The following is a 21,588-nucleotide window of genomic DNA, read 5'->3' on the forward strand; positions in this document are numbered from 1 at the left end:
CCCTGGGACCCGAGAGACCTGTTGGTAGTAGAAAAGTGCCTGTTGATCTCGAGTCGGCGGTACTTGCAGACGCCATCAGGGCGAGTAGGCAACACAACTCCTGGCCAAGCGCTTAGCAGACCAACACGCGTTCCACGTTGTGCTCGGCGATCTCCCGCATCGCGTCCCGGTGCGGGAAGTCGCCGTCCAGCAGGCGAAGCGGGCCCTCCACGAGGGACAGGTGCTGCGCCAGCCGGTAGAACGACATCCGTGCCGGGTCGAGTCCGGCGACCGGCCGGTAGTGCGGGCCGAAGCGCAGCTCCAGGAACACGTGCTCCCACTCGACGTCGAAGAACATCACGCCCTCGATGTCGATCAGCACCGGCCGCCCGTCCGCCACGAGCACGTGGTCGGGGCCCAGCTCGCCGTGGATCAGCCCGTACGCCGTGCGCGGCTCGATCACCGAATGCCGTTGCCGCAGCTGGGTTTCCAGACGGTCGCGCTCGGCCGCGATCCGCGGCACCCGCTCGCAGCAGGCCTCCAGGTGCCCGAGGGCCCGCTCCAGCACCACGTCCGCCACCGGTGGCGCGTCCAAGGGTTGCAGCGCGCTCGGACGGCCGTAACGCGGGCTCGTGCGCTGGTGCATGGCCGCGAGGTCGTCCCACAGTCGTTCGAGTGCCTCGGTGTCGTGGTCGAGCAGCTTCTCCAGGAGCTCGGCGCCGAGATCCTCGACCACGATCACGTCGTGGTCGACCAGCACGAGCCTCGGCACGCATGCCCCGGCCTCGGACAGCGCGGTGTGGGCGGTGAGGAACAGGTCGCGGCCGCTCGCGTTGCCGAACAACGGATCGTGCTCGTGCGTGGGCCAGTAGTCCTCGGTCGCGCGCCACACGTAGGCGACGCCCGTCGTGCCGTCGTCGAGTGTCAGGCGGTAGACGCCCTTCTTGCTGCCGCCGTGCAGCCGGGTCACGTCGCTCAGTTCACGGCCGTACGCCGCCTGCGCGATGTCCGCGAGGTCGGCCACCCCCAGATGTGCCACGCTGCGGAACGTTAGTGGGGGGGGCACGTGAAACTGGTGCCAACACTTCTGTCGCGAGCGGACACGAACAGACATGACGACCGAAGACGACCGAGCGTTGTGGTCGCAGGCCGCTGGGGGCAGTGCACACGCCTTCGGAGTGCTGTTCGACCGGCACGCGAAGGCGGTCTACAACCACTGCTTCCGGCTGACCGCCTCCTGGGCGGAGGCGGAGGACCACCTGCAGGCCACGTTCCTGCTGGCCTGGCGCAAGCGCGACGACGTGCGGCTGGAGCGCGAGTCGGCACTGCCGTGGCTGCTCACGGTCGCGACGAACGTGGTGCGCAACGAGCAACGCTCCCTCAGCCGTCGCCTCAGGAACTTGCGGCGCGTCGGCGAGGAGCGGCCGGTGCCCGACCACGCGGACCGGGTCGCGGAGCGCCTCGACGACCAGCGGCAGATGAAGGACCTGCTCGACGCCGTGGCGGGGTTGCCGCGCAACGAACGTGAGGCGCTCGCGCTGTGCGTGTGGTCGGGGGTGTCGTACGCGGACGCGGCAGCGGTGCTCGGCATCACCGAGGGCAGTGTGCGGGCGCGGGTCAGCAAGGCGAAGTCGAAGCTCCAGCAGCACCGGGAGCTCGTGCACACCGGGGAGGACCGATGACCAGCATGCTTCCGCCCACCCGCGACCTGCCACCCGGCCGCCAGGCACGCATCCGCGCCGAGATCGAACGCGCGGCCACCCGGCGCGGGTCCCGGCGGCTCGCCGTCCCGATCCTCGCCGCCGCGGCTGCCGTCGCCGTCGTCACCGCCGGCGTCGTGGTGCTCAGGCCGTCCCCGACGCTGCCGCAACCGGCCGTCCACATCACCACGTCACCGGCGCCGAAAACCCCGGACTTCGGGGTGTCGCCGGAGACCGTCAAGGCGATCGAGAAGGGCTGTGCCGGGATCGCCGGGACCGGCGAGGCGAAGCTCTACCAGTTGCTCGACGGCGAGGTCCGGTGGGCGTTGCTCTACAGCGACAACTCCGCGCTGGACTGCACCATGGGCGTCGGCGGCATGGAGTACAACTCGGGCTTCTCCGGCACCGAGGTGAACTGGCTGCCCGGGCACTTCTCGATCGACCTCAGCGGGGCGAGCTCCGGCGGCGACCTCAACCTGAAGCCCGTCTACGCCGGCGTGCCCGGCAACCGCACGGTCATCGGCAGGATCGACGACCGGGTGGCACGGATGACGTACACGATCGAGGGCAGGACCGTCGAGGCCACGATCGCGAACGGCACGTTCGCCGTCCGGATCTACTACCCGCCGAACTGGGAGATCCCGAACCGGCAGGAGCAGGGGGTCGTGCGCGCCTACGACGCGGCCGGCACCCTGATCGCCACCGACAGCGACATGTGGAACAAGTGCTTCGTCAATCCCGAGGGCAAGATCGTCCACGGTGACCGGCGGATGGACCCGCTGAAGTGCGAGCCGGCGCTCCCCTGGAAGCCGCGGTGAAGCTCACTACCGATCAGTACGGTCAAGCGACATACTGGTTGGTATGACGACTGTGGCGAACTTCGGCGGCACCAGCCACCACGCGGACCTCGGCGGGCCCGTGCACTGGGTCGACTTCGGCGGACCGGCGGACGGGCCGCGCATCGTCCTCGTGCACGGCCTCGGCGGCTCGCACCTCAACTGGGTGCTGCTGGCGCCGTTGCTCGCGAAGAAGGCCCGCGTCACGGCCGTCGACCTCGCCGGGCACGGCCTGACCAACCCGGAGGGCCGGCAGACGACGGTCCAGGCCAACACGAGGCTGCTGGGCCGGTTCCTGCGCGAGGTCGTGGAGGAGCCGGTGATCCTGGTCGGCAACTCGATGGGCGGGCTGATCTCGCTCTTCCAGACCGCCTACGACCCCGAGCTGGTCAGGGGCCTGGTGCTGGTCGACCCCGCGCTGCCGATGGTGCTCGGGACGCGGCCGGACCCGACGATGCTCGGCACGTTCTTCCTGTACTCCGTGCCGGGCCTCGGCGAGCGGTTCCTGGCCAGGTCGAGGACCGTCCCGGCCCGCCGCCAGGTCGAACGGCTGCTGGAGATGGTCTGCGCGGACCCGTCGGGCATCCCCGAGGAGCTCAAGCAGGCCAGCGAGCACCTGATCGGCGAGCGCGCCAAGGTCGAGGGACTGGACAAGGCGTTCATCGAGGCCGCGCGCAGTGTCGTGTTCACGATCTCCAAGCGCGGCGCCTACCACGCGGCGATGTCCCAGGTCCGCGTGCCGGTGTTCCTCATGAGCGGCGACCGGGACCGGCTCGTCAACGTCGCCTCCGCCCGGTTCGTGGCCCGCAGGTACCCGCACTGGCGCTACGACGAGTACGCGAACGTCGGTCACGTGCCCCAGATGGAGATTCCCGAGGTCGTGTCCGAGCGGGTCCTCGACTGGATGGACGCCAACCGCCTGAGCACGTCCGCGAGCTGACCCAGGGTGAGCCGCTCCCGCAGCACGGGGGCGGCTCCGGTCAGCACGAAGTGGTCGTCGAGCTGCTCGATGCCTGTCAGCTGAATGCCGCGCGGCAGTTCCGGCACCGCGAAGACGCGTGCGGGCAGCCACTTGTGCAGCCGCACGTGCAGCTCCGTGCCGACCAACTGGACGGTCAACGGAAACCAACTGACCGGTTGTAACTCCGGAATGTCCGCGAAGTCCACTTCGACCCGGAACTCCACGGGCGACGACACCAGGACCGCGGGCGGATTCACGTGCACGTCCCGGCACACGACGGTCGCGCGGCGAGCACGCCAGCGCGACCACCGCACGTCCTCCAGCTCGATGCGGACGTCGTCGACCTGACCGAGCGCCAGTCCGAGGGCGCCCAGCCGTGCGTCGAGTCCTACTACGGTCAGGTTCAGGTCGTGCGCGCCCGCCTGGACCGTCAGATCGTGTCTCAGGCCGTCGTCTCCGGCTTCGCACCGTTGGCAGAGGAGTTGGTCGCCGCCTTGGTGGTCGCCCGCGGGGCACGAGGCTTGGGAGCGGGCTTCTTCGCCGCCGGCTTCGCGGCAGCGGGCTTGGCAGCGGCGGGCTTGGCGGCGGGCGTGGCAGCAGGCGCGGCGTCGACGATCTTCTGGGCGGTCTCCGCCCTCTCCGCCGCCTCGGCGGCCAGCGCGACCATCTCGTCGAAACCGGCGCGGATGCCGTCCGCGAGCAGCTGGACGTCCGGCACACCGTCGAAGTCGGCGTTGATGCCGAACGTGAACCTGTCGAGGTAGGAGAAGATGCCGACGGTGATCCGGATCGTGGACGCGATCGGCACGTACGGGAACATCTCCACCAGCGGACGGCCGAGCATGTAGAGCGGGATGCGCGGGCCGGGGACGTTCGTGGTGACGGTCTGCAGGATCTGCTGCGGGAACCGCATCGCGGTCCGCGACCCCAGCGCCATCAGCGTCGGTGCGGCGAAGTTCGACAGGTTCGTGATGACGTCGGCGCCCGCGGCCTGGCGGGAGCTCTTCAGGTCGTCCATCTGCGCACGGATCGACGCGAGGCGCTTCACCGGGTCCGCCTCGCCCACGGGCAGGTTCACCAGCACGGCGCTGACGCGGTTGTTCAGCTCGTTGTGCTGATCGGACTTCCGCATCGACACGGGAACCATGGTCCGCACGACCATGCCCTCGGTCAGTTCGCCGCGCTTCTCCAGCAGATCCCGGAAACCACGCGTGATCGCCGTGAGGATGACGTCGTTGACGGTGCCACCCGCAGCGGTGCGGATCTGTTTGATCTCAGCCAGGTTCGCGCGTGCCCACACCCAGCGGCGGTGCGGTCCGATCGGACCGTTCAATGAGGTCGCCGCGCGCGTCACCAAACGCTTCGCCGTACCGGGAAGAGAACCGAGAACGGTCTTGCCGAAGTCCATGATCTCGCTGAGCGAGCGCACGTTCCGCGCCACGGCGGGCAACGCGGACAGGTGCTGCACCGGCGTCACCACGGCGTCGCGGACACCGTCGACGACCAGATCGAGCGTGGACGGCTGCGGCTGCGGCTTCCACTCCTTCGGCTCCGGAAGGACGCTCTCCTTCTTGAAGTCGAGGATGAGCTGCAGCATGTCCGAACCGGACACTCCGTCGATCATGCAGTGGTGGACCTTGGAGATGATCGCCCAGCGGCCGCCTTCGAGGCCCTCGACCAGCCAGGCCTCCCACAGCGGCTTCTTGTCGTCGAGCTTCTGCGCGAAGAGCCGGCCCGCGAGGTTGCGCAGCTGGTCCTCCCCGCCCGGCGACGGCACCGCGGTGTGCCGCACGTGGTAGAGGATGTTGAAGTGGTCGTCGTCGACCCAGACCGGACGACCGACGTGGAACGGCAGCGCCTTCACCTTCTGCCGGTAGCGGGGCACCTGGTCCATGCGCGCCAGGAAGAGGCGGATCACGTCGCCGTAGGACGGGGCCGGCCCGTCGAAAACCAGGACGGAACCGACGTGCATGGGCACGTTCTCGTCCTCGATGAAGTAGAAGCTGGCGTCCAGAGAGCTCATCCGATCCACTTGAAAAAGAGTAGAGGACCGGAGCGTCTCAATCGACGTCCATGCAGGTGAGAGGCAGTGCACAGCTGTGAGGTTGCCAACGTGTTACCTGCACGTGGCGAATCGAGACTCGAAAGTACTGGCAAAAAGATCGTTCACGAAACATCATGGACTCACTGGGCAACGACGTCCAGGGCGCCGGCTCGGGGTTGTCGACGTGTGGGGAGGCTCCTATGTCTGCCGTACCTTCGGACGAAGTCTTCGAAGTGCCTGCTGTTCCGCCCCTCCACCTCGTCAGAGGCAGTGCGCCCGGCCTGTTCTGGTACCTCACCGAGCCCACCCGCTGCGCGCTCGACGTCAGCGAGTTCGTTGCCACCCGCTCGATGCTGCGCGGCGCGCCGTCCGGTGACGGCCACCCGGTCCTGGTCTTTCCCGGCCTCGGTGCCGCCGACTCGTCCACGGTGATGCTGCGCCGTTTCCTGTCCGGGTTGGGCTATCAGGTGAATCCCTGGGGCCTGGGCCGCAACATCGGGCCGACGCGCAAGGCCGTCGATGGCATGCACGCCTTGGTGAAGAAGGTTTCGGACGCCCACGGTGGTCCCATCTCCATCGTCGGCTGGTCGCTGGGCGGGATCTTCGCGCGCGAGATGGCGCGCGACCACCCGCACCGCGTCCGCCAGGTGATCACCATGGGTTCGCCGTACAACATGAGCGATCCCGTGCAGTCACGGGCAATGCCCGCTTTCGCGTTGTTCTCCCGGCTGCACATCCCGAAGGACGAGTTCCCGCCGCTGGAGTCGACGCGGCCGCCGATCCCGGTGCCCGCCACGTCGATCTACTCCAAGACGGACGGCATCGTCTCGTGGGAGTCGTGCGTCGAGGAACCGGGACAGCGCAAGGAGAACGTCCAGGTGTCGTCCTCGCACCTGGGATATGGCTTCAACTCCAGCGTTCTGTGGGTCGTCGCTGACCGGCTGGCACAGGCGGAGGGCACGTGGGCGCCCTTCGCCGCGCCGCCCGGGATGGCCCGCCTGTACCCGCGCGCCGCCTAGCAGGGCCGTTCGTCCGAGTAGATCACCAAGGTCTGGTCGGGCTGCTCGGCGAGGTGGAAGGCCGTGTAGGCGTAGTCGAGCGGCCCGAGTCGTGGGTGCCGCAAGCGTTTCCGGCCGCCGTGCCGGGGTTGCACGTCGTAGTGGGGCCACCAGGAGCGCACCTCCTGGCTGGCCTCGTGCAGGTCGTCGATCAGCCGGGTGAACCGCTCGTCGGAGGGGTGCTGGCCGGCGAGCGCGCGCAGCCGGGCGAGCAGGCCGCGGGCCTCCTGTTCCCAGTCGATCAGGACGTGCCGCGACTCCGGATCGGTGAACACCCAGCGCGCGAAGCTCGGCTTCTCCTTGCGCAGAACGGGAAAGAGCTCGGCCGCCGCCTCGTTGTGGCTGAGCACGTCGTAGGTGGCGCCGATGACGAACGCCGGATGCGGGTCCAGAAACCCTGGCACGGCAGCCACTTCGGCGGCCAGCGGATCTGCTTCCAGGGCCTGTGGCCTGGTGTGGCCCGCGAGCCGGAGCAGATGGTCCTTTTCGGACGGAGTGAGCCCGAGTGCGGAGGCGAGCGCGCCGAGCACCTGGTCTGACGCCTGCACGTCGCGGCCCTGTTCCAGGTACGTGTACCAGGTGGCGCTGATGCCTGCGAGCACCGCGAGTTCCTCCCGGCGCAGGCCCGGGGTCCGGCGCCGGCCCGTGCGCGGCAGGCCCGCCTCGGCCGGGGTGAGCCGCTCCCGCCGGCTGCGCAGGAACGCGCCCAGTTCGTGCCGCTGATCGGCCGTTCTCCGCATGCTGGCACCTCCAGTACCAGAATAAAGGGGCTCTGGATACCAGGTTGAGGCTAACGCAGTCTGGGTTCATGGCAATCAAGGACAAGGTCGTGGCGATCACCGGCGCCAGCAGCGGGATCGGAGAGGCGACCGCTCTGCTGCTCGCGGAACGGGGCGCGCGCCTGGTGCTCGGGGCACGCCGGTCGGAGCGTCTCGCGGACCTCGTGGCCAGGATCGAGAAGGCCGGCGGCACGGCCGTGCACGCGCGCACCGACGTGACCCGCCGCGAAGACCTGCATTCGTTGGTGGCGTTGGCTCGTGAGCGGTTCGGACGGCTCGACGTGCTCGTCGGCAACGCGGGGGTCGGCCCGATCTCGCCACTGGACGACCTGCGCGTCGACGAGTGGGACGAGATGGTCGACGTCAACATCAAGGGTGTGCTGCACGGCATCGCGGCGGCGCTGCCGGTGTTCCGGGAACAACAGTCCGGCCACTTCGTCACCACCGCCTCCACGGCCGCGTTCACCGTCGTGCCGGCCATGGCGGTCTACGCGGGCACCAAGGTCGCGGTCCGGTCGATCTGCGAGGGCCTGCGTCAGGAAGCGGGTCCTTCGGTGCGGGTGACCACGGTGTATCCGGGTTTCGTGCACACCGATTTCGCGGAGGCGTCGAGCAACACCGCTGTGCGGGAACGGATCGCGGGCATGCGGGACGAGATCGCGATCCCGCCGGACGCGATCGCCCGCGCCATCGCGTTCGCGATCGAGCAGCCGGCCGACGTCGACGTGAACGAGATCGCCGTGCGGCCGACTGCCCAGGCTTAGTTATTTGGTCATCGGCTTTCCGTTGCCGGTGACGTTGGTGAACTTCAGGCCGTCGACGTTCTTGACGGTGTTGGTGGTGCTGTCGAGGCCGTTGAACTTCGAGTCGCGCAGGTCGAGGCCCTTGACGTGCTCCTGCGAGAGGCCGGACACGTCGAGGACCTTGGAAGCCTTGGTGCAGCTGGAGTTCGAGACGGAGAACGGCCCGAACTTCGGCACGTTGCTGCCCGTCTGCGAGTTGTAGGTCGTGGTGACGTAGACGAACGCGCGCCCGAAGACGCCGGACACGCTGTCCAGGTTGATGTTCTGCGAGAAGCCGCCGCGTTGGGTGTTCGACTTGACGTACAGGGCGAACTTGGTGGCGTTGACGCAGTTCAGCCGGTAGCCGTAGACGTTGCGGATGCCGCCGGTCTGCTCGGAGCCGCACGTGATGGCGCCCCAGTTGCCGTTCATGCGGCAGTTGACGACGACGATGTTCTGGCACGGCACGTTGATCCTGCGGCCGTCCTCGTCGCGACCTGACTTGATCGCCACGTTGTCGTCGTGCGCGCCGAGGTCGCTGTTGGAGATCACGACGTGATCGCACGATTCCGGGTCGCACGCGTCGGTGTTGTTGGCGGACGTGGTCGGGTCGGTGTGCACGTCGTCGACCGTGACGTTCTTGCAGAGCGTGGGATGGATCTGCCAGAACTTGGGGTTCTTCAGCGTGAGGCCCTGGATCAGCACCGTGTCGCAGTCGTAGGGCTCGATGAACGTCGAACGCATGTTCTTGCCGGAGCCGGGAACCACGCGCTTGTCGGGCGGGGTTCCCTTGGCCACCAGCGACTCCAGGTACGAGCGGTCGCTGCCCTTGTTCCAGCCGCCGGTGGCGCCCGCGTCGAGCGTGCCTTTGCCGGTGATGGCGATGTTGGTCTGCCTGTGCGCGTAGATCATGGGGGAGCGGTTCATGCACTCGATGCCCTCGTAGCGCGTGAGCACCGTCGGGAACTTCGAGGCGTCGCCGGAGAACTTGAGCAGCACGCCGTCTTCCAGGTGGAAGTCGACGTTGCTCAGCAGGTGGATCGCGCCCGTGACGTAGGTGCCCTTCGGAACGATCACGTGCCCGCCGCCCGCGGCGTTGCAGGCGGCGATGGCCTTCTTGAACGCGTCGGTGTTGTCGGTCTTGTTGTCGCCCTTGGCGCCGTAGGCCGTCGCGTCGAAATTTCGGTCCGGGAACGACGGGAGTTTCGTGTTCCGCACGATCTCGTCGGCGGCCGGCCAGGGCAGTGCGGGGACAGCGACCGCGAGCGCGGTCGCTGTCAGGACCGGTGTGGCGACCGCGGCCATGATGGTGGACTTCATCAGCAGCCTGCGGTTGATCCTGCCGTCCATGCGTCCTCTTCCGGTGGGAGGCGTGACGGCGGCGGTGTGTTACAGAAAGACTGTAAACGTTTGCGGTGGGTCAGCGGAAGGCGTTGCGGGTGTAGGTGAGGCTGAAGGCGCCCTTGTTGCTGAAGTACTTGTCGATCACCAGGGCCGGATCGGTGGCCAGGTAGCCGCGGTAGATCGCGCCGTCGTTCTGGTCGTCCCAGCCCCACGGCGCGTTGGCGGCGTTGTCCTTGCCGTTGTCACCGCGGAAGGTGCCGAACGACGAGTAGGTCTCCGCGTTGTCGCGGCGCGCCCACATCCCGTTGGCGTCGAGGGAGTTCACCAGGCGGTAGCCGACGCTGCGGTCGTTGCCGCCCGACGGCACCTCGCCGGTGGCGGCGGGCTGGTAGATCACGCCGTCGCCGCCGGGGAAGTCGGTGCCGTTCCAGCGGTACAGGCCGTGGCCCTTGGCTTCCTGGAAGGTGGCGGGGCGGCCGCCGACCAGCAACAGCGTGCCGTCGATGGTCTCCGACCCGTTCTGGTACGGCGACCCGGCGGGCACGTAGGAGTAGAAGTCGCTGTGCGCCACCGTGACCGCGGCTTCGAGCTGGCCCAACCCGGCGTCCTTGCGGACGACGAACAGGGTGCCCTCCAGGTCGTTCTCGTGGGTCCTGGTGCCGAACGGGTCGGGCTGGTCGTCCCAGTCGCGCGGGTGGAAGAAGCTGTAGACGAGGAACCAGTGCGTGGACGTCTCGACCACCGAGTAGTACGCGGCGCCGGTGAGCTTGGCGAGCTGAGTCTGGTTCTCCCAGTTGTTCAGCGTGTTCCAGTCGCCGTCGAAGTCCACAGTGGACAGGTAGTCGGCGTCGTGGTCGGACGAGTCGGTGTCCTGGTGGTGGACCGGCGCCCAGTGCAGCGCCAGGTCGTAGTCGGAGACCGCGGCCTGGGCGGGCGCGGTGAGGGCCGTGGTGAAGAGAGCGACGGCCAGCAGGGAGGCACGGATCGTTTTCACGACCGCGCAATCTAGCTGTAGATGGTGACCGTCAGGCGGGGGTTCGAGCGAAAGTCAGTCGACTCGTAGGCGACGCGCGCGAGTGGCATCGACCCGGCCGCCGCGGTCAGCGTCGTCTCGATCTCGTGGCGCTCGTCCTCGGTCAGATATGCCCAGAACGAGCTGTGCCAGATCACCGTGTACGTGCCGCGCTCTTCGGGCGGCACGAGGTTCTCGCGCAACCACCGTCCGGCGGGGGAGCGCGCGACCTTCACGCCGACCTTGGCGGCCAGTTCGATGGCGTCGTCGAGGTCCCACCGCAGCGCGTCGTGCTCGGGCGGGATGAACGAGTGCAGGATCATCGCGTGCTTGGGATCGGCAGGGTCGCGTGGCTGCAGGTCGCAGCCGGCCCTATCGACGATCTCCAGGTTCGGCGGCTGCGGCCCGACCGCGGCCAGCCGCACCGGCGAGTCCTTGTCGCCCCACTCCCAGCCGAGCCCGAACCAGCGGTAGTGGTCGAGGATGAGGTTCAGCCCGGCGCACGCGCCGAGTTCGAGCAGCCGGACCTTCGGAGCCCCGATCATCGTGAGCCCGCGGAGCAGGAACCCGGCCGTCTTCGGCTGGTGCTGCTGAACGGTCCGGTCGAGCGCGGCCAGGATCTCGCCCGCGTTCTCGACGATCGCGCGCCGTGCCGCCAGCCACGCCAGCAGAGCCGTGGAATCGGACTCCCCGGCCATCGCCGCCGCGTGTGCGCTGGCGAACCGCTGACTGAGTTCCGGCGCCTTGCCTGACAACATCAGCAACCGCACGCCCGCGAGCGCCTGGATGCCGAACAGCGGGCTGTGCACGGCGCTGTGCGAGCACAGCAGGTCCGCCACGGGCCCGCCCCGGTCGAGTTCGCTGGCGAGTTCGGAGAGGATGCGCGCGGACACCGGCGCACTGGTGCGCAACCGCACCGCGAGCGTGCGCAGTGTGGAAGCGCCGATGGCGGCCGCGGTCACGATTCCTCCCCTCCCCAGCAGAGGGACCTTACAAGGAGGTGAACGCATCACCACCCAGCTGAGACCGCGCGAGCCGTCAGAAGTCGGTGGGTATCGTGCGGCGGGTGAGCGAGTTCCTGGAGCTGTCCGCGGCCGGTCCGGTCGCCACGTTGACGATCAACCGCCCGGCCAAGCGCAACGCGATGTCGTACGAGATGTGGTCGGCCATACCAGGGCTCCTGGCTCAAGTTTCCGCAGATGAGAGCATCCGCGCACTGGTGATTCGGGGCGGTGACCACTTCTCCGCGGGCGCCGACATCGCCGAGTTCTCCACGTTGCGCCGGGGCGCTGAGGGTGCCGCCCACTACGGCGAGGCGGTGCACAACGGCGAACGCGCCATTGCCCAGCTGGACAAACCCACGATTGCCGCGATTTCCGGTTTCTGCGTCGGCGGAGGCTGCGAGATCGCCCTCGCCTGCGACATTCGGGTGGCGTCTTCCGATGCCCGATTCGGCATCACGCCCGCGAAACTCGGCATCGTTTACAATTTCACGTCCACCAAGGCGTTGGTCGACGCGGTAGGCCCGGCCTGGGCGAAGCAGATCCTGTTCTCGGCCGATCTGATCGACTCGGCCACGGCGTTGCGGATCGGGCTCGTCAACGAGGTCGTCGAGTCCTTGGACGCCCGCGTGAAGGAACTCTCCGAACAGATCGCGGGCCGCGCGCAGGTGTCCGTGCGGGGTGCCAAGAAGATCATCAACTCGATCACGGACGGCGGGCACGAGGACGACTTCGTGCGCGCGCTGTACGCGGAGGCCGCCTCCAGCGCCGACTACGCCGAGGGCGTGACGGCGTTCCTGGAGAAGCGGCCTCCGCGGTTCTAGCGCTTAGAACACCTCGGCGGCGATCGTGGTGTCCGCGCCGTGCCCGGTGTGCACCACGGTCTCGCCGGGCAGCGTCAGCAGCTTCTCCCGGATCGACGCCTCGATCGTCGGCCGGTCCGAGAACGACCGCCCGGTCGCGCCAGGTCCACCCTGGAAGAGCGTGTCGCCCGTGAACACCGCGCCCAGCGACGGCACGTAGAAGCACACGGCGCCAGGCGAGTGCCCCGGCGTGTGCAACACGTGGATCTCCTCGCCGGCCACCGTGAGCACCTGGCCGTCTTCCAGCGCCTGGTGCGGGATCACGCCGGTGTGCGTGAGCGACCAGACGATGTGGTCGTCCTGGTGCAACGCCATCGGCGCGCCGGTCGCGTGCGCCAGGTCCGGCGCGACGCGAACGTGGTCGTCGTGCGCGTGGGTCAGCAGGATCGCGACGACCTTGCGGCCATCGACCGCTTTGAGGATCGCGTCCACGTCGTGCGGTGCGTCGATGACAACGCACTCATTGCTGTCCCCGATGACCCAGACGTTGTTGTCGACGTCGAAAGTCTCGCCGTCCAGCGAGAAGGTGCCGGACGTGACGGTGTGATCAACGCGAAGGGTCATCAGAACACCACGACCGATCGCAGCACCTCGCCGCGGTGCATCTTCTCGAACGCGCCCTCGACGCCGTCCAGCGGGATCTCCTCGCTGACGAACGCGTCCAGGTCGAAGCGGCCCTGCTGGTACAGGTCCACCAGCATCGGGAAGTCGCGCGTGGGCAGGCAGTCGCCGTACCACGACGACTTCAGGGCACCGCCGCGCGAGAAGAAGTCGATCAGCGGCATCTCCAGCCGCATGTCCGGCGTCGGAACGCCCACCAGGACAACGGTTCCGGCGAGGTCGCGGGCGTAGAACGCCTGCTTCCACGTCTCGGGACGGCCGACCGCGTCGATCACGACGTCCGCGCCGAACGAGTCCGTCAGGTCCTGGATGGCGACGACGACGTCGTCGACCTCGCGTGCGTTGACGGTGTGCGTGGCGCCGAAACCCTTGGCCCACTCCAGCTTCTGCGGGTCGGTGTCCACCGCGATGATCTTCGCTGCGCCGGCGAGGCGGGCACCCGCGATGGCGCCGTCACCGACACCGCCGCAGCCGATCACGGCCACCGAGTCACCGCGGCCCACACCACCCGTGTTCATGGCGGCACCGACGCCGGCCATCACGCCGCAGCCCAGCAGGCCGACAGCGGCGGCGCGGGCGGACGGGTCGACCTTCGTGCACTGTCCGGAGTGGACCAGAGTCTTCTCCACGAACGCGCCGATGCCCAGCGCGGGAGACAACGGGGTGCCGTCCACCAGGGTCATCGGCTGCGACGCGTTGAACGTCGAGAAGCAGTACCAGGGCTTGCCACGACGACAGGCGCGGCACGTGCCGCAGACCGCGCGCCAGTTCAGCACGACGAAATCACCGGGTGCCAGGTCGGAAACACCTTCGCCGACCGACTCCACGACGCCCGCGGCCTCGTGGCCCAGCAGGAACGGGAAGTCGTCGTTGATGCCGCCCTCGCGGTAGTGCAGGTCGGTGTGGCAGACGCCGCACGCCTGGATCTTCACCACTGCCTCGCCGGGACCGGGATCGGGCACCAGCACCGAGGTCAGTTCCACCGGTTGTCCCTTGCCCCGGGCGACGATGCCCTTGACCTCTTGCGCCACTGCGACTCCGTCCTCAGTTGATCAGTGTCGTGCCTTCGAACTCGCCGAGTTCTTCCCGGTAGAACTCAATCCCTACACCGTTGGGGTCGCGGATGTACAGGCTGTCCTCGACGCCGCGGTCGGGGCCCAGGTACTCGATCCCCGCCTCGTCCAGCTTGGACTTGATCTCGTCGAACCGCTCGGGGGAGGTCGACAGGGCGAGGTGCTGGACGGCGCCGATCGTCTCGGAGAACGGCGGGTGGTCGTGGCCCGGGAAGTCGAAGAACCCCAGCAGGTTCTTGGACCCCAGGTCGAAGAAGAAGTGGCTGGAGCCGTTGTAGTCGCGGTTCTCCACCAGCTCGACCAGCGGGAAGCCGAGGAACTCCTGGTAGAACCGGATGGTCTCCTCGACGTCCTTGCAGATCAACGCGATGTGGTGAACGCCCTGCGTGGGCGACCCGCCCCGTTCGGCGAGTGGCTTCACGTACTTCTTGCGCAGCTCGTCGCGCTTGGCCCGGATCGCGGCGAGATCATCACCCTCTGGCTGTGGCATGAGGGCCAGAGTAGTTGAGGATTCAAACGTCCGCAGGCCTACCCGGCGATGCCCTCGAACTCCACCGCGTCGGCCCGGGAGAGCAGGGTGGCCTGCAGGAACGCCACCGAGGTCGCGGGATTCAACCGGGTCTCGACCTGGGAAAGATCACCCGGTTGCCGGGCGTAGATCTTCAACGACGACACGTCGTGCAGCCCGAACCCGTCGGCGACACCCCACTGGGCGAGGTTCGCCGCGCTCATCAGCTCCTCGGCGTCGTCGAGCGAAGGGGCCGAGAAGTACAGCCGTCCGTGCACGTAGACGCCTCGCGCGCCGCTGGGGGAGATGATCGTGACCGGCTCGCCCGTCCGGCAGGCCAGGAAGTGGAACGCGATGCCGCCGCCGAGCGAGCCGACGACCGTGGCCGCGGTCAGGCCGCTCCACGTCACCGGCCGCCGCGCGAACGCCTCCGCCTGGCCCAGCAGGAACTCGCGGTAGGTCCGGGGGTTCAGGTCCTGCAGGTAGTTCCACATCCGGAAGACGTGGTGGTAGCCGAGCTTGCCGGCCAGTTCCAGGGCCGCGCGGAACGCCAGCCGACCGGCGTAGGTGTGCTCGTCGCACGGCGGGATCCGTCCGGCGCAGAACAGGTACTCGCCGTCGTGCGCATACGCGATCGCCTTGTGCTCACCGGATTCCACGCCGTGCGCGCTCGTCCAGACCTCCGCGAAGCCGCGGCCCTCGTCGGCCAGGTGCACCGTCAGTTCCGGATACCCGGCCTTCACCACGGGGTTGAAGGACGTGCCGGCGAACTTGACGACGCCCAGCCGCGAGCGGGCCGGGTCGTCCGGAACGGCGGTGAGCGGCTCGAACGTCGAAGACAGCGCACGAGCCCGCACCTGACGAGTCATCACTGGCCTTTCCCAGGGGACCGGGCCAGATTAGGACGTCACCAGATCGTCCGCACCTACGCGTCTTGTTTGGACGGACAGGTGCTCAATCTTCTTCGTCACCGGGCCATTCACCGGTGAGCTTCTGGAAACCCTTGGCGCCACCGCGGTCGATTGCGGCCTTGACCAGGCCGAAGATGGCGCCCTGCAACGCCGCCGCCATCAGCACCTCGGTCCAGGCGCGGTTGCGCATGGTGGCACTGGGCGCTTCTTTGTCGCCCGCCACGAGTTTCCAGATCTGACCGAAGATCGCGGTCGCGAGGAAGCCTCCCAGCGCACCGATCAACATTCCCAGCGGGCGGTACAGGAGTTTCATCGGTTCCTCCTCGAGATCGCCCAGATCGCGACGATGAGCGCGATCAGAGCCGCTGCCATGGCGCCGGGGTGGCGACGAGCCTTCTCGACCTGGACGGCGACGGGCTCGGGCAGCGAGTCGACCGCCTGGTTGGTGGCGGCGGTCATCTTCGCGACCGTCTCGTGCGCCTGCTCCTTCACCCGGACGGCCGTCTCCTGGGCCTGTCCCTTCACCCGCTCGGCCGTCTCGTGCGCCTGCTCCTTGACCCGGCCGGGCACGTCCACCTTGTGCGCCAACGCTTCCACCGTCTCGCCCAGCTCCCGCCGGGTGCGTTCGACGTCGCGCTGCAGCTCTTCCTTGGGGTCGCTCATCGGTGCGCACTCTCCTTGATCGTCGCGATGTCCTGCTGGACGTTGTCCATCGCCTGCCTCGGCACCGGGGGCGCGGCCTGCTTCACCTGGCCCTTGCCCACGAGCGCGAAGATGCCCGCGAACAGAAGAAGGGCGGCCGCGACGATCAACGCGGCCGCCCACGGCGGTACTACGAGTGCCAGCAGCAGGATCAGGCCCGCGACGACACTGAGCCCGCCCCACCACGCGAACACGCCGGCCGCGCCGAACATCCCGGCGCCGACACCGGCGTGCTTGCCCTTGTCCTTCAGCTCGGCGACGGCGAGACGGATCTCATCGCGCGCGAGCCTGCTCACCTGCTCGGACAGCTGGTGGACCAGCTGTGCGGTCGACGTGTCGGTGTTCATGCACGTCAGGTACCCACAGGTGCGGTAGACCAATCAGCCCTGCTGGGCCTGTGCCTCCGCGACCTTCGCGTGGACCTCTTCCATGTTCACTTCGCGCGCCTGCTGGATCAGGTCGTTCAGCGCGGGTGCGGGCAGCGCGCCCGGCTGCGAGAACAGCACCACGCCTTCGCGCACGATCATCAACGTCGGGATCGACCGGATGCCGAACGTGGCCGCGAGCTCCTGCTGCGCCTCCGTGTCGACCTTGCCGAACACGATGTCCTCGTTCTTGTCCGACGCGGCCTCGTAAGTGGGCCCGAACGCGCGGCACGGGCCGCACCACTCGGCCCAGAAGTCGACCAGGACGATGCCGGAGCCGTCGGAGTCACCGACCACCTCGTCGAAGTTCTCCTTGGTCAGCTCGACCGTCGCCATGTTGGTCCTCCTCGTTCGCTGGGGGCACCCGATCCAACGGAGCAGAGGCCGATGGAATTCCCCGCGTGCTCCCGGTCACGCCTGGTTTCAACTTTTTGTGGACGTCTTCAACTGAACGTTGTACGGTCCCCGCCATGAAGCCGCGCCTGCTCGTGACCTCGCTGCTCGTACTGGGGCTCGCCGCCTGCGGGTCCACGTCCGACCCCGCCCAGACGTCCACGCCTCCGTCGTCCGACCTGGGCTCGGTCAAGAAGGACGACGCGCTCGCCGCGCTGCTGCCGCCCGAGATCGCCTCGGCCGGCACGTTGAAGGTGGGCTCGAACATCCAGAACCCGCCGAACAACTTCTACGACCAGGACGGCAAGACGCCGCTGGGGTCGGAGGTCGACCTGATCAAGGCGATCTCCGCGAAGCTCGGGCTCAAGGCCGAGCACAGCGACATGGCGTTCAGCTCGCTGATCACCAGCCTGGAGACCGGCCGCGTCGACGTGACGATGGCCGCGATGAACGACACCGCCGAGCGCCAGCAGAAGATCGACTTCGTCGACTACTTCACCTCCGGCATCACGATCATGGTGCAGAAGGGCAACCCGCAGGGCGTCAAGGGACCCGACGACCTGTGCGGCAAGGGCATCGCGGTGAACCTGGGCAGCTCGCAGGAGCAGTTCGGCAAGGAGCAGAGCGCCAAGTGCGTGGCCGCCGGCAAGCCCGAGGTGACGTTGAGCGTCACCGACAGCGACACCGGCAACCAGAACCAGCTGCGCACCGGCCGCGTCGCCGCGATCCTCAACGACCTGCCGACCGCCGTCTACGTCGCGAAGACCGCGGGTGACGGCCAGTACTTCGAGGTCGTGCCGCTCGCGCCGATCAACGGCGGCCCGTACGGCATCGGCGTCGCGAAGAAGAACGCCAAGCTGTCCGAGGCGATCAAGGGCGCGCTCCAGTCCCTGATCGACGACGGCACCTACGAGAAGATCGTCACCACCTGGGACATCAAGCAGGGTGCGATCACGAAGGCCGCGATCAATGGCAAGTGATCTCCAGACCAGTGAGCTCCAGCAGGGGGAGCTCACCGTCGTGCCGCTGCGCCACCCCTGGCGGTGGTTCAGCGGCGCGGTGATCCTCCTGGTCATCGCGGGGCTCGGCTGGGCGATGGCCGAGGCGCAGATCCAGTGGGAGGACGTGCCGGGGTTCTTCACGCACCCCGTGATGCTCGAAGGCCTGCTCAACACCATCGTGCTGGCTCTGGCCGCGCAGGGTGGCGCGATCGTCCTCGGCGTCGTCGTCGCGTTGATGAGGCTGTCGGCGAACCCCGTCGCACGGTGGTTCGCGGTCGGCTACATCTGGCTGTTCCGCGGCCTGCCGGTGCTGCTGCAGATCCTGATCTGGTTCAACCTCGCGCTGGTGTTCCAGAACATCAGCATCCCGGGGCTGTTCTCCGTGCCCACCAACGTCGTCATGACCGCGTTCGTCGCGGCGCTGCTCGGCCTGGGGCTCAACGAGAGCGCCTACATGGCCGAGATCGTCCGCGCGGGCCTGAGCAGCGTCGACGAGGGCCAGACGGAAGCGGCCAAGTCGATCGGCATGACACCGATGACGACGTTGCGCCGAGTCGTTCTGCCGCAGGCGATGCGCGTGATCATCCCGCCGACCGGCAACAACTTCATCAACATGATCAAGGGCACCTCGATGGCGTCGGTGATCGCCTTCCTGGAGCTCATCCACGCCGCGAACAACATCTCCTCGCGCAACCTGGAGATCATGGAGACCCTGTTCGCCGCCGCGGCCTGGTACCTCGTCATGGTGTCCGTCGCGTCGATCGGGCAGCACTACCTGGAGCGTGCTTATGGCCCTCGTTGAGGCGATTGGGGTCCGCAAGTCGTTCGGCCACACCGAGGTGCTCAAGGGCATCGACCTGGAGGTCGAGCGCGGCGAGGTCGTCTGCCTGCTCGGGCCGTCGGGCGCGGGCAAGTCGACGTTCCTGCGTTGCGTGAACCACCTGGAGACCATCGACGCCGGCCGGATCTGGGTCGACGGCGTGCCCGTCGGGTTCCGTGCCGCGGGCGGGAAGCTCTACGAACTGCGCGAACGCGACGCGGCCCATCAGCGGCGCGACGTCGGCATGGTGTTCCAGCGGTTCAACCTCTTCCCGCACCGCACGGCGCTGGAGAACATCATGGAGGGCCCGGTCCAGGTCCTCGGACGCGGCCGGGCAGAGGTGCGCGCGGAGGCGTTGGCGCTGCTGGAAAGGGTGGGACTGGCCGAGAAGGCCTCCGCCTACCCCGGGCAGCTCTCCGGTGGTCAGCAGCAACGTGTTGCGATCGCCCGCGCTCTGGCGATGAAGCCCAAGCTGATGCTGTTCGACGAGCCCACGTCCGCGTTGGACCCGGAGCTGGTCGGCGAGGTGCTCGACGTCATGACCTCGCTCGCCCGCGACGGCATGACGATGATCGTGGTCACTCACGAGATCGGCTTCGCCCGCTCGGTCGCCGACCGCGTGGTGTTCCTCGTCGACGGCGCCGTGGTGGAGAGCGGCACACCCGCTGACGTGCTGGACGATCCGCAGCAGCCGCGCACGCAACAGTTCCTCGCAAAGGTGCTCTGAGTTGATCGACGCCCCGTACCTCGCCCAGTTCCGCGAACCGGAGGGGTATCTCGACTTCGCCCGCTTCGGCCCACCGTCCCTGGCGGTGGTGACGGCCACCTCGCGCCTGATGGAACAGGCGTCCCTCGCCGGGCCATCCACTGTGGACACCCTGATGCGCGAGGAACAACGGGTGAAGGCCGCCGTCGCGCGGTTGTGCCGCACCGACACCGACCACGTGGCCCTGGTGCCGAACACGTCGATCGGCCTGTTCCAGGCGGCCTTCGGCCTCTCGGGCACGGTCATGTACTCGGCGGCGGAGTTCCCGTCCAACACCTATCCGTGGGTGCGGGCGGGGCTCCCGTCCGTTCTCCTGGACGGCCCGGTGCACCCGGCGGCCGTCGCAACCCGCCTGACTGGCGACGTTTCCGCTCTGTCGGTGTCCGCTGTGGACTTCCGCACCGGCTACCGCGCGGACCTGGCGACGTTGCGCGAGGTCGTCGCCGACCGCCTGCTGATCGTGGACGGCATCCAGGGCTTCGGCGTGGTCGACGAGCCGTGGGAACTGGCCGACGTGCTGGTCGTCGGCGGTCAGAAGTGGCTGCGGGCGGGCTGGAGCACCGGTTTCGTGGTGCTGTCGGACCGCGCGCTGGAACGTCTTTCGCCCGTGCTGTCGGGCTGGACCGGCGCGGTGGACGCGGGCCTGTTCGACGACTCGGTGCACACCGCCGCCCCGGACGCCGCCTCCTGGAACATCACGAACCTCTCGCCGGTCGTGTCCGGCGCCTTCGCGGAAGCGCTCGAACTGGTCGAACTGGCAGGGGTCTCCTCGCTGGACTCGGCGGTGAGCGAGATCGTCGCGGAGGTCGAGGAGATCGTGCTGTCGGCGGGAGGCAAGATCGTGTCCGCCCGCGAACGCCGCGCCGGCATCCTCGCCTTCACCATGCCCGAGGCCGCCTCGGTGGTCGGGGAAGCGTTGAACGCCTTCGGTATCACCGCCACGGTCCGCCCCGAGCACGTCCGCCTGTCCCCGCACGCCACCACGTCGCGGGCAACGTTGGAACGCCTGCGCGCCGCCCTGAAGTCGTTGTCCGCCTCGGCTTCCTCGCCGATCCCGGCCGCGCTGTCCGCGCTGGTGCCGACCATCGACAGCCTCGCCTCGGCCCTGGGCCCGGACACCGAGGTGGTCGTGCACGACCTGTCCAGGCTGCCGAACTCGATCATCGCGATCGCCGGTTCGCTGACCGGCCGCCAGGTGGGCGGCCCGATGACGGACCTGTTGCTGGGCCTGGTCCGGCGCGGCACGACCACCGACATGCCCGGCTACGAGACCTACGCCCCGGACGGCCGCGCGATCTGGTCGTCGACGACCTTCGTGCGCGACGCGGCGGGCGTGGCCGTGGGCTGCCTGTGCGTCAACAAACTCGCGGCGCACGAGGCTTCCGGGCCCGTGGAGTCGTTTCCACAGGACGTGGACACGCTTCAGCGCGTGCTGGTCGAGAAGGCGATCGCCGACGTGGGCGTGCCCGTCGAGCTGATGAAGAAGGTGCACAAGTCGCAGGTCGTCCGAGTGCTGGACGAGGCGGGCTTCTTCCTCATCCGCGACTCGGTCGACCACCTGGCGGGCGTCCTGGAGGTCACCCGCTACACGATCTACAACTACCTCAACGAGAACCGAGGGACCTGAGCAGGTCCTGCCAGGCGGGGACCGAGAACGCGAGGACGTCGCCACCCGCGTTCTTCGAGTCCCGGACGAGGGCGTTGTGGGTCAGCGAGACCTCGACGCAGTTGCCGTCCTCCCCTCCGCCGCTATAGGTGCTAGTACGCCAAGTGCGGTCCTGAGTCATCGAAGTCCTCTCGCGGTGAGCTGACGTACTCCGCCAGCTTGCTCCGCGATTGTTCCGCACTCAAGGCGAGCTCATCCAGGCGGCCGAAGAGAAGCCGGGTGCGTGCGATGGCGCCAGGATCTTCCACGGGTCTGCTGCACGAGTAGGTGACAGTGGTAGTCACGCAGCCTGACTGGCTGGCGTGGCCATGATTACCTCGTATTCGATAGGGGTCAACCTGCC

General features: G+C 68.2%; 26 protein-coding genes. 10 read left to right on the top strand and 16 right to left on the bottom strand.

The genetic code is table 11. The features are described from left to right. Positions 1-112 precede the first annotated feature (112 nt). Positions 113-1,018: a phosphotransferase gene (locus ACIRG5_RS40085; RefSeq protein WP_402915095.1), complete on the bottom strand. Its 906-nt coding sequence runs from the start codon at positions 1,016-1,018 to the stop codon at positions 113-115. A 73-nt stretch (positions 1,019-1,091) separates the two neighbouring features. Between ACIRG5_RS40085 and ACIRG5_RS40090 the strand changes: the two genes are divergently transcribed. The 3 genes from ACIRG5_RS40090 to ACIRG5_RS40100 are packed head-to-tail and all read left to right on the top strand — an operon-like array spanning position 1,092 to position 3,455. Further along, positions 1,092-1,661, top strand: a complete 570-nt coding sequence (locus ACIRG5_RS40090; RefSeq protein ID WP_402915098.1) for an RNA polymerase sigma factor — start codon at positions 1,092-1,094, stop codon at positions 1,659-1,661. Next, positions 1,658-2,497, top strand: coding sequence for a hypothetical protein (locus ACIRG5_RS40095; RefSeq protein WP_402915101.1), 840 nt, complete (start codon positions 1,658-1,660; stop codon positions 2,495-2,497). The genes ACIRG5_RS40090 and ACIRG5_RS40095 overlap by 4 nt, the downstream gene beginning before the upstream one ends. A gap of 43 nt (positions 2,498-2,540) precedes the next feature. Next, positions 2,541-3,455, top strand: a complete 915-nt coding sequence (locus tag ACIRG5_RS40100; RefSeq protein ID WP_402915104.1) for an alpha/beta fold hydrolase — start codon at positions 2,541-2,543, stop codon at positions 3,453-3,455. Here the strand turns inward: ACIRG5_RS40100 and ACIRG5_RS40105 are convergent. Then, entirely contained in the window at positions 3,365-3,790 is a 426-nt protein-coding gene (locus ACIRG5_RS40105; RefSeq protein WP_402915106.1) for a hypothetical protein, read from the bottom strand. The genes ACIRG5_RS40100 and ACIRG5_RS40105 overlap by 91 nt on opposite strands. Before the next feature lie 128 nt (positions 3,791-3,918). Next, positions 3,919-5,499, bottom strand: a complete 1,581-nt coding sequence (locus ACIRG5_RS40110) for a wax ester/triacylglycerol synthase family O-acyltransferase (RefSeq protein ID WP_402915109.1) — start codon at positions 5,497-5,499, stop codon at positions 3,919-3,921. A 221-nt stretch (positions 5,500-5,720) separates the two neighbouring features. Between ACIRG5_RS40110 and ACIRG5_RS40115 the strand changes: the two genes are divergently transcribed. After that, positions 5,721-6,539, top strand: coding sequence for an esterase/lipase family protein (locus ACIRG5_RS40115; protein ID WP_402915111.1), 819 nt, complete (start codon positions 5,721-5,723; stop codon positions 6,537-6,539). Here the strand turns inward: ACIRG5_RS40115 and ACIRG5_RS40120 are convergent. Then, a complete protein-coding gene (locus ACIRG5_RS40120) occupies positions 6,536-7,318 on the bottom strand; it encodes a helix-turn-helix transcriptional regulator (RefSeq protein ID WP_402915114.1) in 783 nt (260 codons plus the stop codon). The genes ACIRG5_RS40115 and ACIRG5_RS40120 overlap by 4 nt on opposite strands. Positions 7,319-7,386: 68 nt before the next feature. On the opposite strand from ACIRG5_RS40120, the gene ACIRG5_RS40125 reads away from it, so the two are divergent. Continuing rightward, on the top strand, positions 7,387-8,121 hold the full coding sequence (locus tag ACIRG5_RS40125; protein ID WP_402915117.1) for an SDR family oxidoreductase: 735 nt from the start codon (positions 7,387-7,389) through the stop codon (positions 8,119-8,121). Here ACIRG5_RS40125 and ACIRG5_RS40130 read toward each other — a convergent pair whose 3' ends face one another. The 3 genes from ACIRG5_RS40130 to ACIRG5_RS40140 all read right to left on the bottom strand — a co-directional run bounded on the left by ACIRG5_RS40130 (position 8,122) and on the right by ACIRG5_RS40140 (position 11,457). Next, complete coding sequence (locus ACIRG5_RS40130) at positions 8,122-9,489, bottom strand: glycoside hydrolase family 28 protein (protein ID WP_402915120.1); 1,368 nt, start codon at positions 9,487-9,489, stop codon at positions 8,122-8,124. 70 nt (positions 9,490-9,559) lie between these two features. Continuing rightward, positions 9,560-10,477: a hypothetical protein gene (locus ACIRG5_RS40135; protein WP_402915122.1), complete on the bottom strand. Its 918-nt coding sequence runs from the start codon at positions 10,475-10,477 to the stop codon at positions 9,560-9,562. A gap of 11 nt (positions 10,478-10,488) precedes the next feature. Next, positions 10,489-11,457 carry a DUF2332 family protein gene (locus ACIRG5_RS40140; protein WP_319978930.1) on the bottom strand — a complete coding sequence of 323 codons (969 nt, stop codon included), beginning with the start codon at positions 11,455-11,457 and terminating at the stop codon, positions 10,489-10,491. Positions 11,458-11,561: 104 nt separating this feature from the next. Between ACIRG5_RS40140 and ACIRG5_RS40145 the strand changes: the two genes are divergently transcribed. Further along, on the top strand, positions 11,562-12,320 hold the full coding sequence (locus ACIRG5_RS40145) for an enoyl-CoA hydratase/isomerase family protein (RefSeq protein ID WP_402915125.1): 759 nt from the start codon (positions 11,562-11,564) through the stop codon (positions 12,318-12,320). Positions 12,321-12,323: 3 nt separating this feature from the next. On the opposite strand, the gene ACIRG5_RS40150 is transcribed toward ACIRG5_RS40145, so the two are convergent. The 8 genes from ACIRG5_RS40150 to trxA form a co-directional block, all read right to left on the bottom strand. Beyond that, positions 12,324-12,923, bottom strand: coding sequence for an MBL fold metallo-hydrolase (locus tag ACIRG5_RS40150; protein ID WP_402915128.1), 600 nt, complete (start codon positions 12,921-12,923; stop codon positions 12,324-12,326). Continuing rightward, positions 12,923-14,011, bottom strand: a complete 1,089-nt coding sequence (locus ACIRG5_RS40155; protein WP_402915131.1) for an S-(hydroxymethyl)mycothiol dehydrogenase — start codon at positions 14,009-14,011, stop codon at positions 12,923-12,925. The genes ACIRG5_RS40150 and ACIRG5_RS40155 overlap by 1 nt, the downstream gene beginning before the upstream one ends. Positions 14,012-14,024: 13 nt before the next feature. After that, positions 14,025-14,543 (bottom strand): VOC family protein, encoded by a 519-nt coding sequence (locus tag ACIRG5_RS40160; RefSeq protein ID WP_402915133.1) that lies wholly within the window; start codon positions 14,541-14,543, stop codon positions 14,025-14,027. A 38-nt stretch (positions 14,544-14,581) separates the two neighbouring features. Next, on the bottom strand, positions 14,582-15,430 hold the full coding sequence (locus ACIRG5_RS40165) for a hypothetical protein (RefSeq protein WP_402915161.1): 849 nt from the start codon (positions 15,428-15,430) through the stop codon (positions 14,582-14,584). Positions 15,431-15,515: 85 nt separating this feature from the next. Further along, positions 15,516-15,785 carry a DUF4235 domain-containing protein gene (locus ACIRG5_RS40170; RefSeq protein ID WP_402915135.1) on the bottom strand — a complete coding sequence of 90 codons (270 nt, stop codon included), beginning with the start codon at positions 15,783-15,785 and terminating at the stop codon, positions 15,516-15,518. Then, positions 15,782-16,135: a DUF3618 domain-containing protein gene (locus tag ACIRG5_RS40175; RefSeq protein ID WP_319978938.1), complete on the bottom strand. Its 354-nt coding sequence runs from the start codon at positions 16,133-16,135 to the stop codon at positions 15,782-15,784. Before ACIRG5_RS40175 ends, ACIRG5_RS40170 begins: the two co-directional genes overlap by 4 nt. Next, on the bottom strand, positions 16,132-16,521 hold the full coding sequence (locus ACIRG5_RS40180) for a phage holin family protein (protein ID WP_086665100.1): 390 nt from the start codon (positions 16,519-16,521) through the stop codon (positions 16,132-16,134). Before ACIRG5_RS40180 ends, ACIRG5_RS40175 begins: the two co-directional genes overlap by 4 nt. Positions 16,522-16,554: 33 nt before the next feature. Then, positions 16,555-16,935, bottom strand: coding sequence for a thioredoxin (trxA, locus tag ACIRG5_RS40185; RefSeq protein ID WP_319978940.1), 381 nt, complete (start codon positions 16,933-16,935; stop codon positions 16,555-16,557). Between the two features lie 134 nt (positions 16,936-17,069). Between trxA and ACIRG5_RS40190 the strand changes: the two genes are divergently transcribed. The 4 genes from ACIRG5_RS40190 to ACIRG5_RS40205 are packed head-to-tail and all read left to right on the top strand — an operon-like array spanning position 17,070 to position 21,206. Further along, complete coding sequence (locus ACIRG5_RS40190; protein WP_319978941.1) at positions 17,070-17,972, top strand: ABC transporter substrate-binding protein; 903 nt, start codon at positions 17,070-17,072, stop codon at positions 17,970-17,972. Then, positions 17,962-18,795 (top strand): amino acid ABC transporter permease, encoded by an 834-nt coding sequence (locus ACIRG5_RS40195; protein WP_402915140.1) that lies wholly within the window; start codon positions 17,962-17,964, stop codon positions 18,793-18,795. The genes ACIRG5_RS40190 and ACIRG5_RS40195 overlap by 11 nt, the downstream gene beginning before the upstream one ends. Beyond that, positions 18,782-19,540 (top strand): amino acid ABC transporter ATP-binding protein, encoded by a 759-nt coding sequence (locus ACIRG5_RS40200; protein ID WP_402915142.1) that lies wholly within the window; start codon positions 18,782-18,784, stop codon positions 19,538-19,540. The genes ACIRG5_RS40195 and ACIRG5_RS40200 overlap by 14 nt, the downstream gene beginning before the upstream one ends. A gap of 1 nt (position 19,541) precedes the next feature. Beyond that, the gene (locus ACIRG5_RS40205; RefSeq protein WP_402915144.1) at positions 19,542-21,206 is read left to right on the top strand and encodes an aminotransferase class V-fold PLP-dependent enzyme; all 1,665 of its coding nucleotides are present in this window, start codon (positions 19,542-19,544) and stop codon (positions 21,204-21,206) included. Here ACIRG5_RS40205 and ACIRG5_RS40210 read toward each other — a convergent pair. Continuing rightward, entirely contained in the window at positions 21,184-21,366 is a 183-nt protein-coding gene (locus ACIRG5_RS40210) for a DUF397 domain-containing protein (protein WP_402915147.1), read from the bottom strand. The genes ACIRG5_RS40205 and ACIRG5_RS40210 overlap by 23 nt on opposite strands. Positions 21,367-21,588 lie beyond the last annotated feature (222 nt).

The organism is Lentzea sp. NPDC102401, assembly GCF_044765805.1.
Lineage (GTDB): Bacteria > Actinomycetota > Actinomycetes > Mycobacteriales > Pseudonocardiaceae > Lentzea > Lentzea sokolovensis.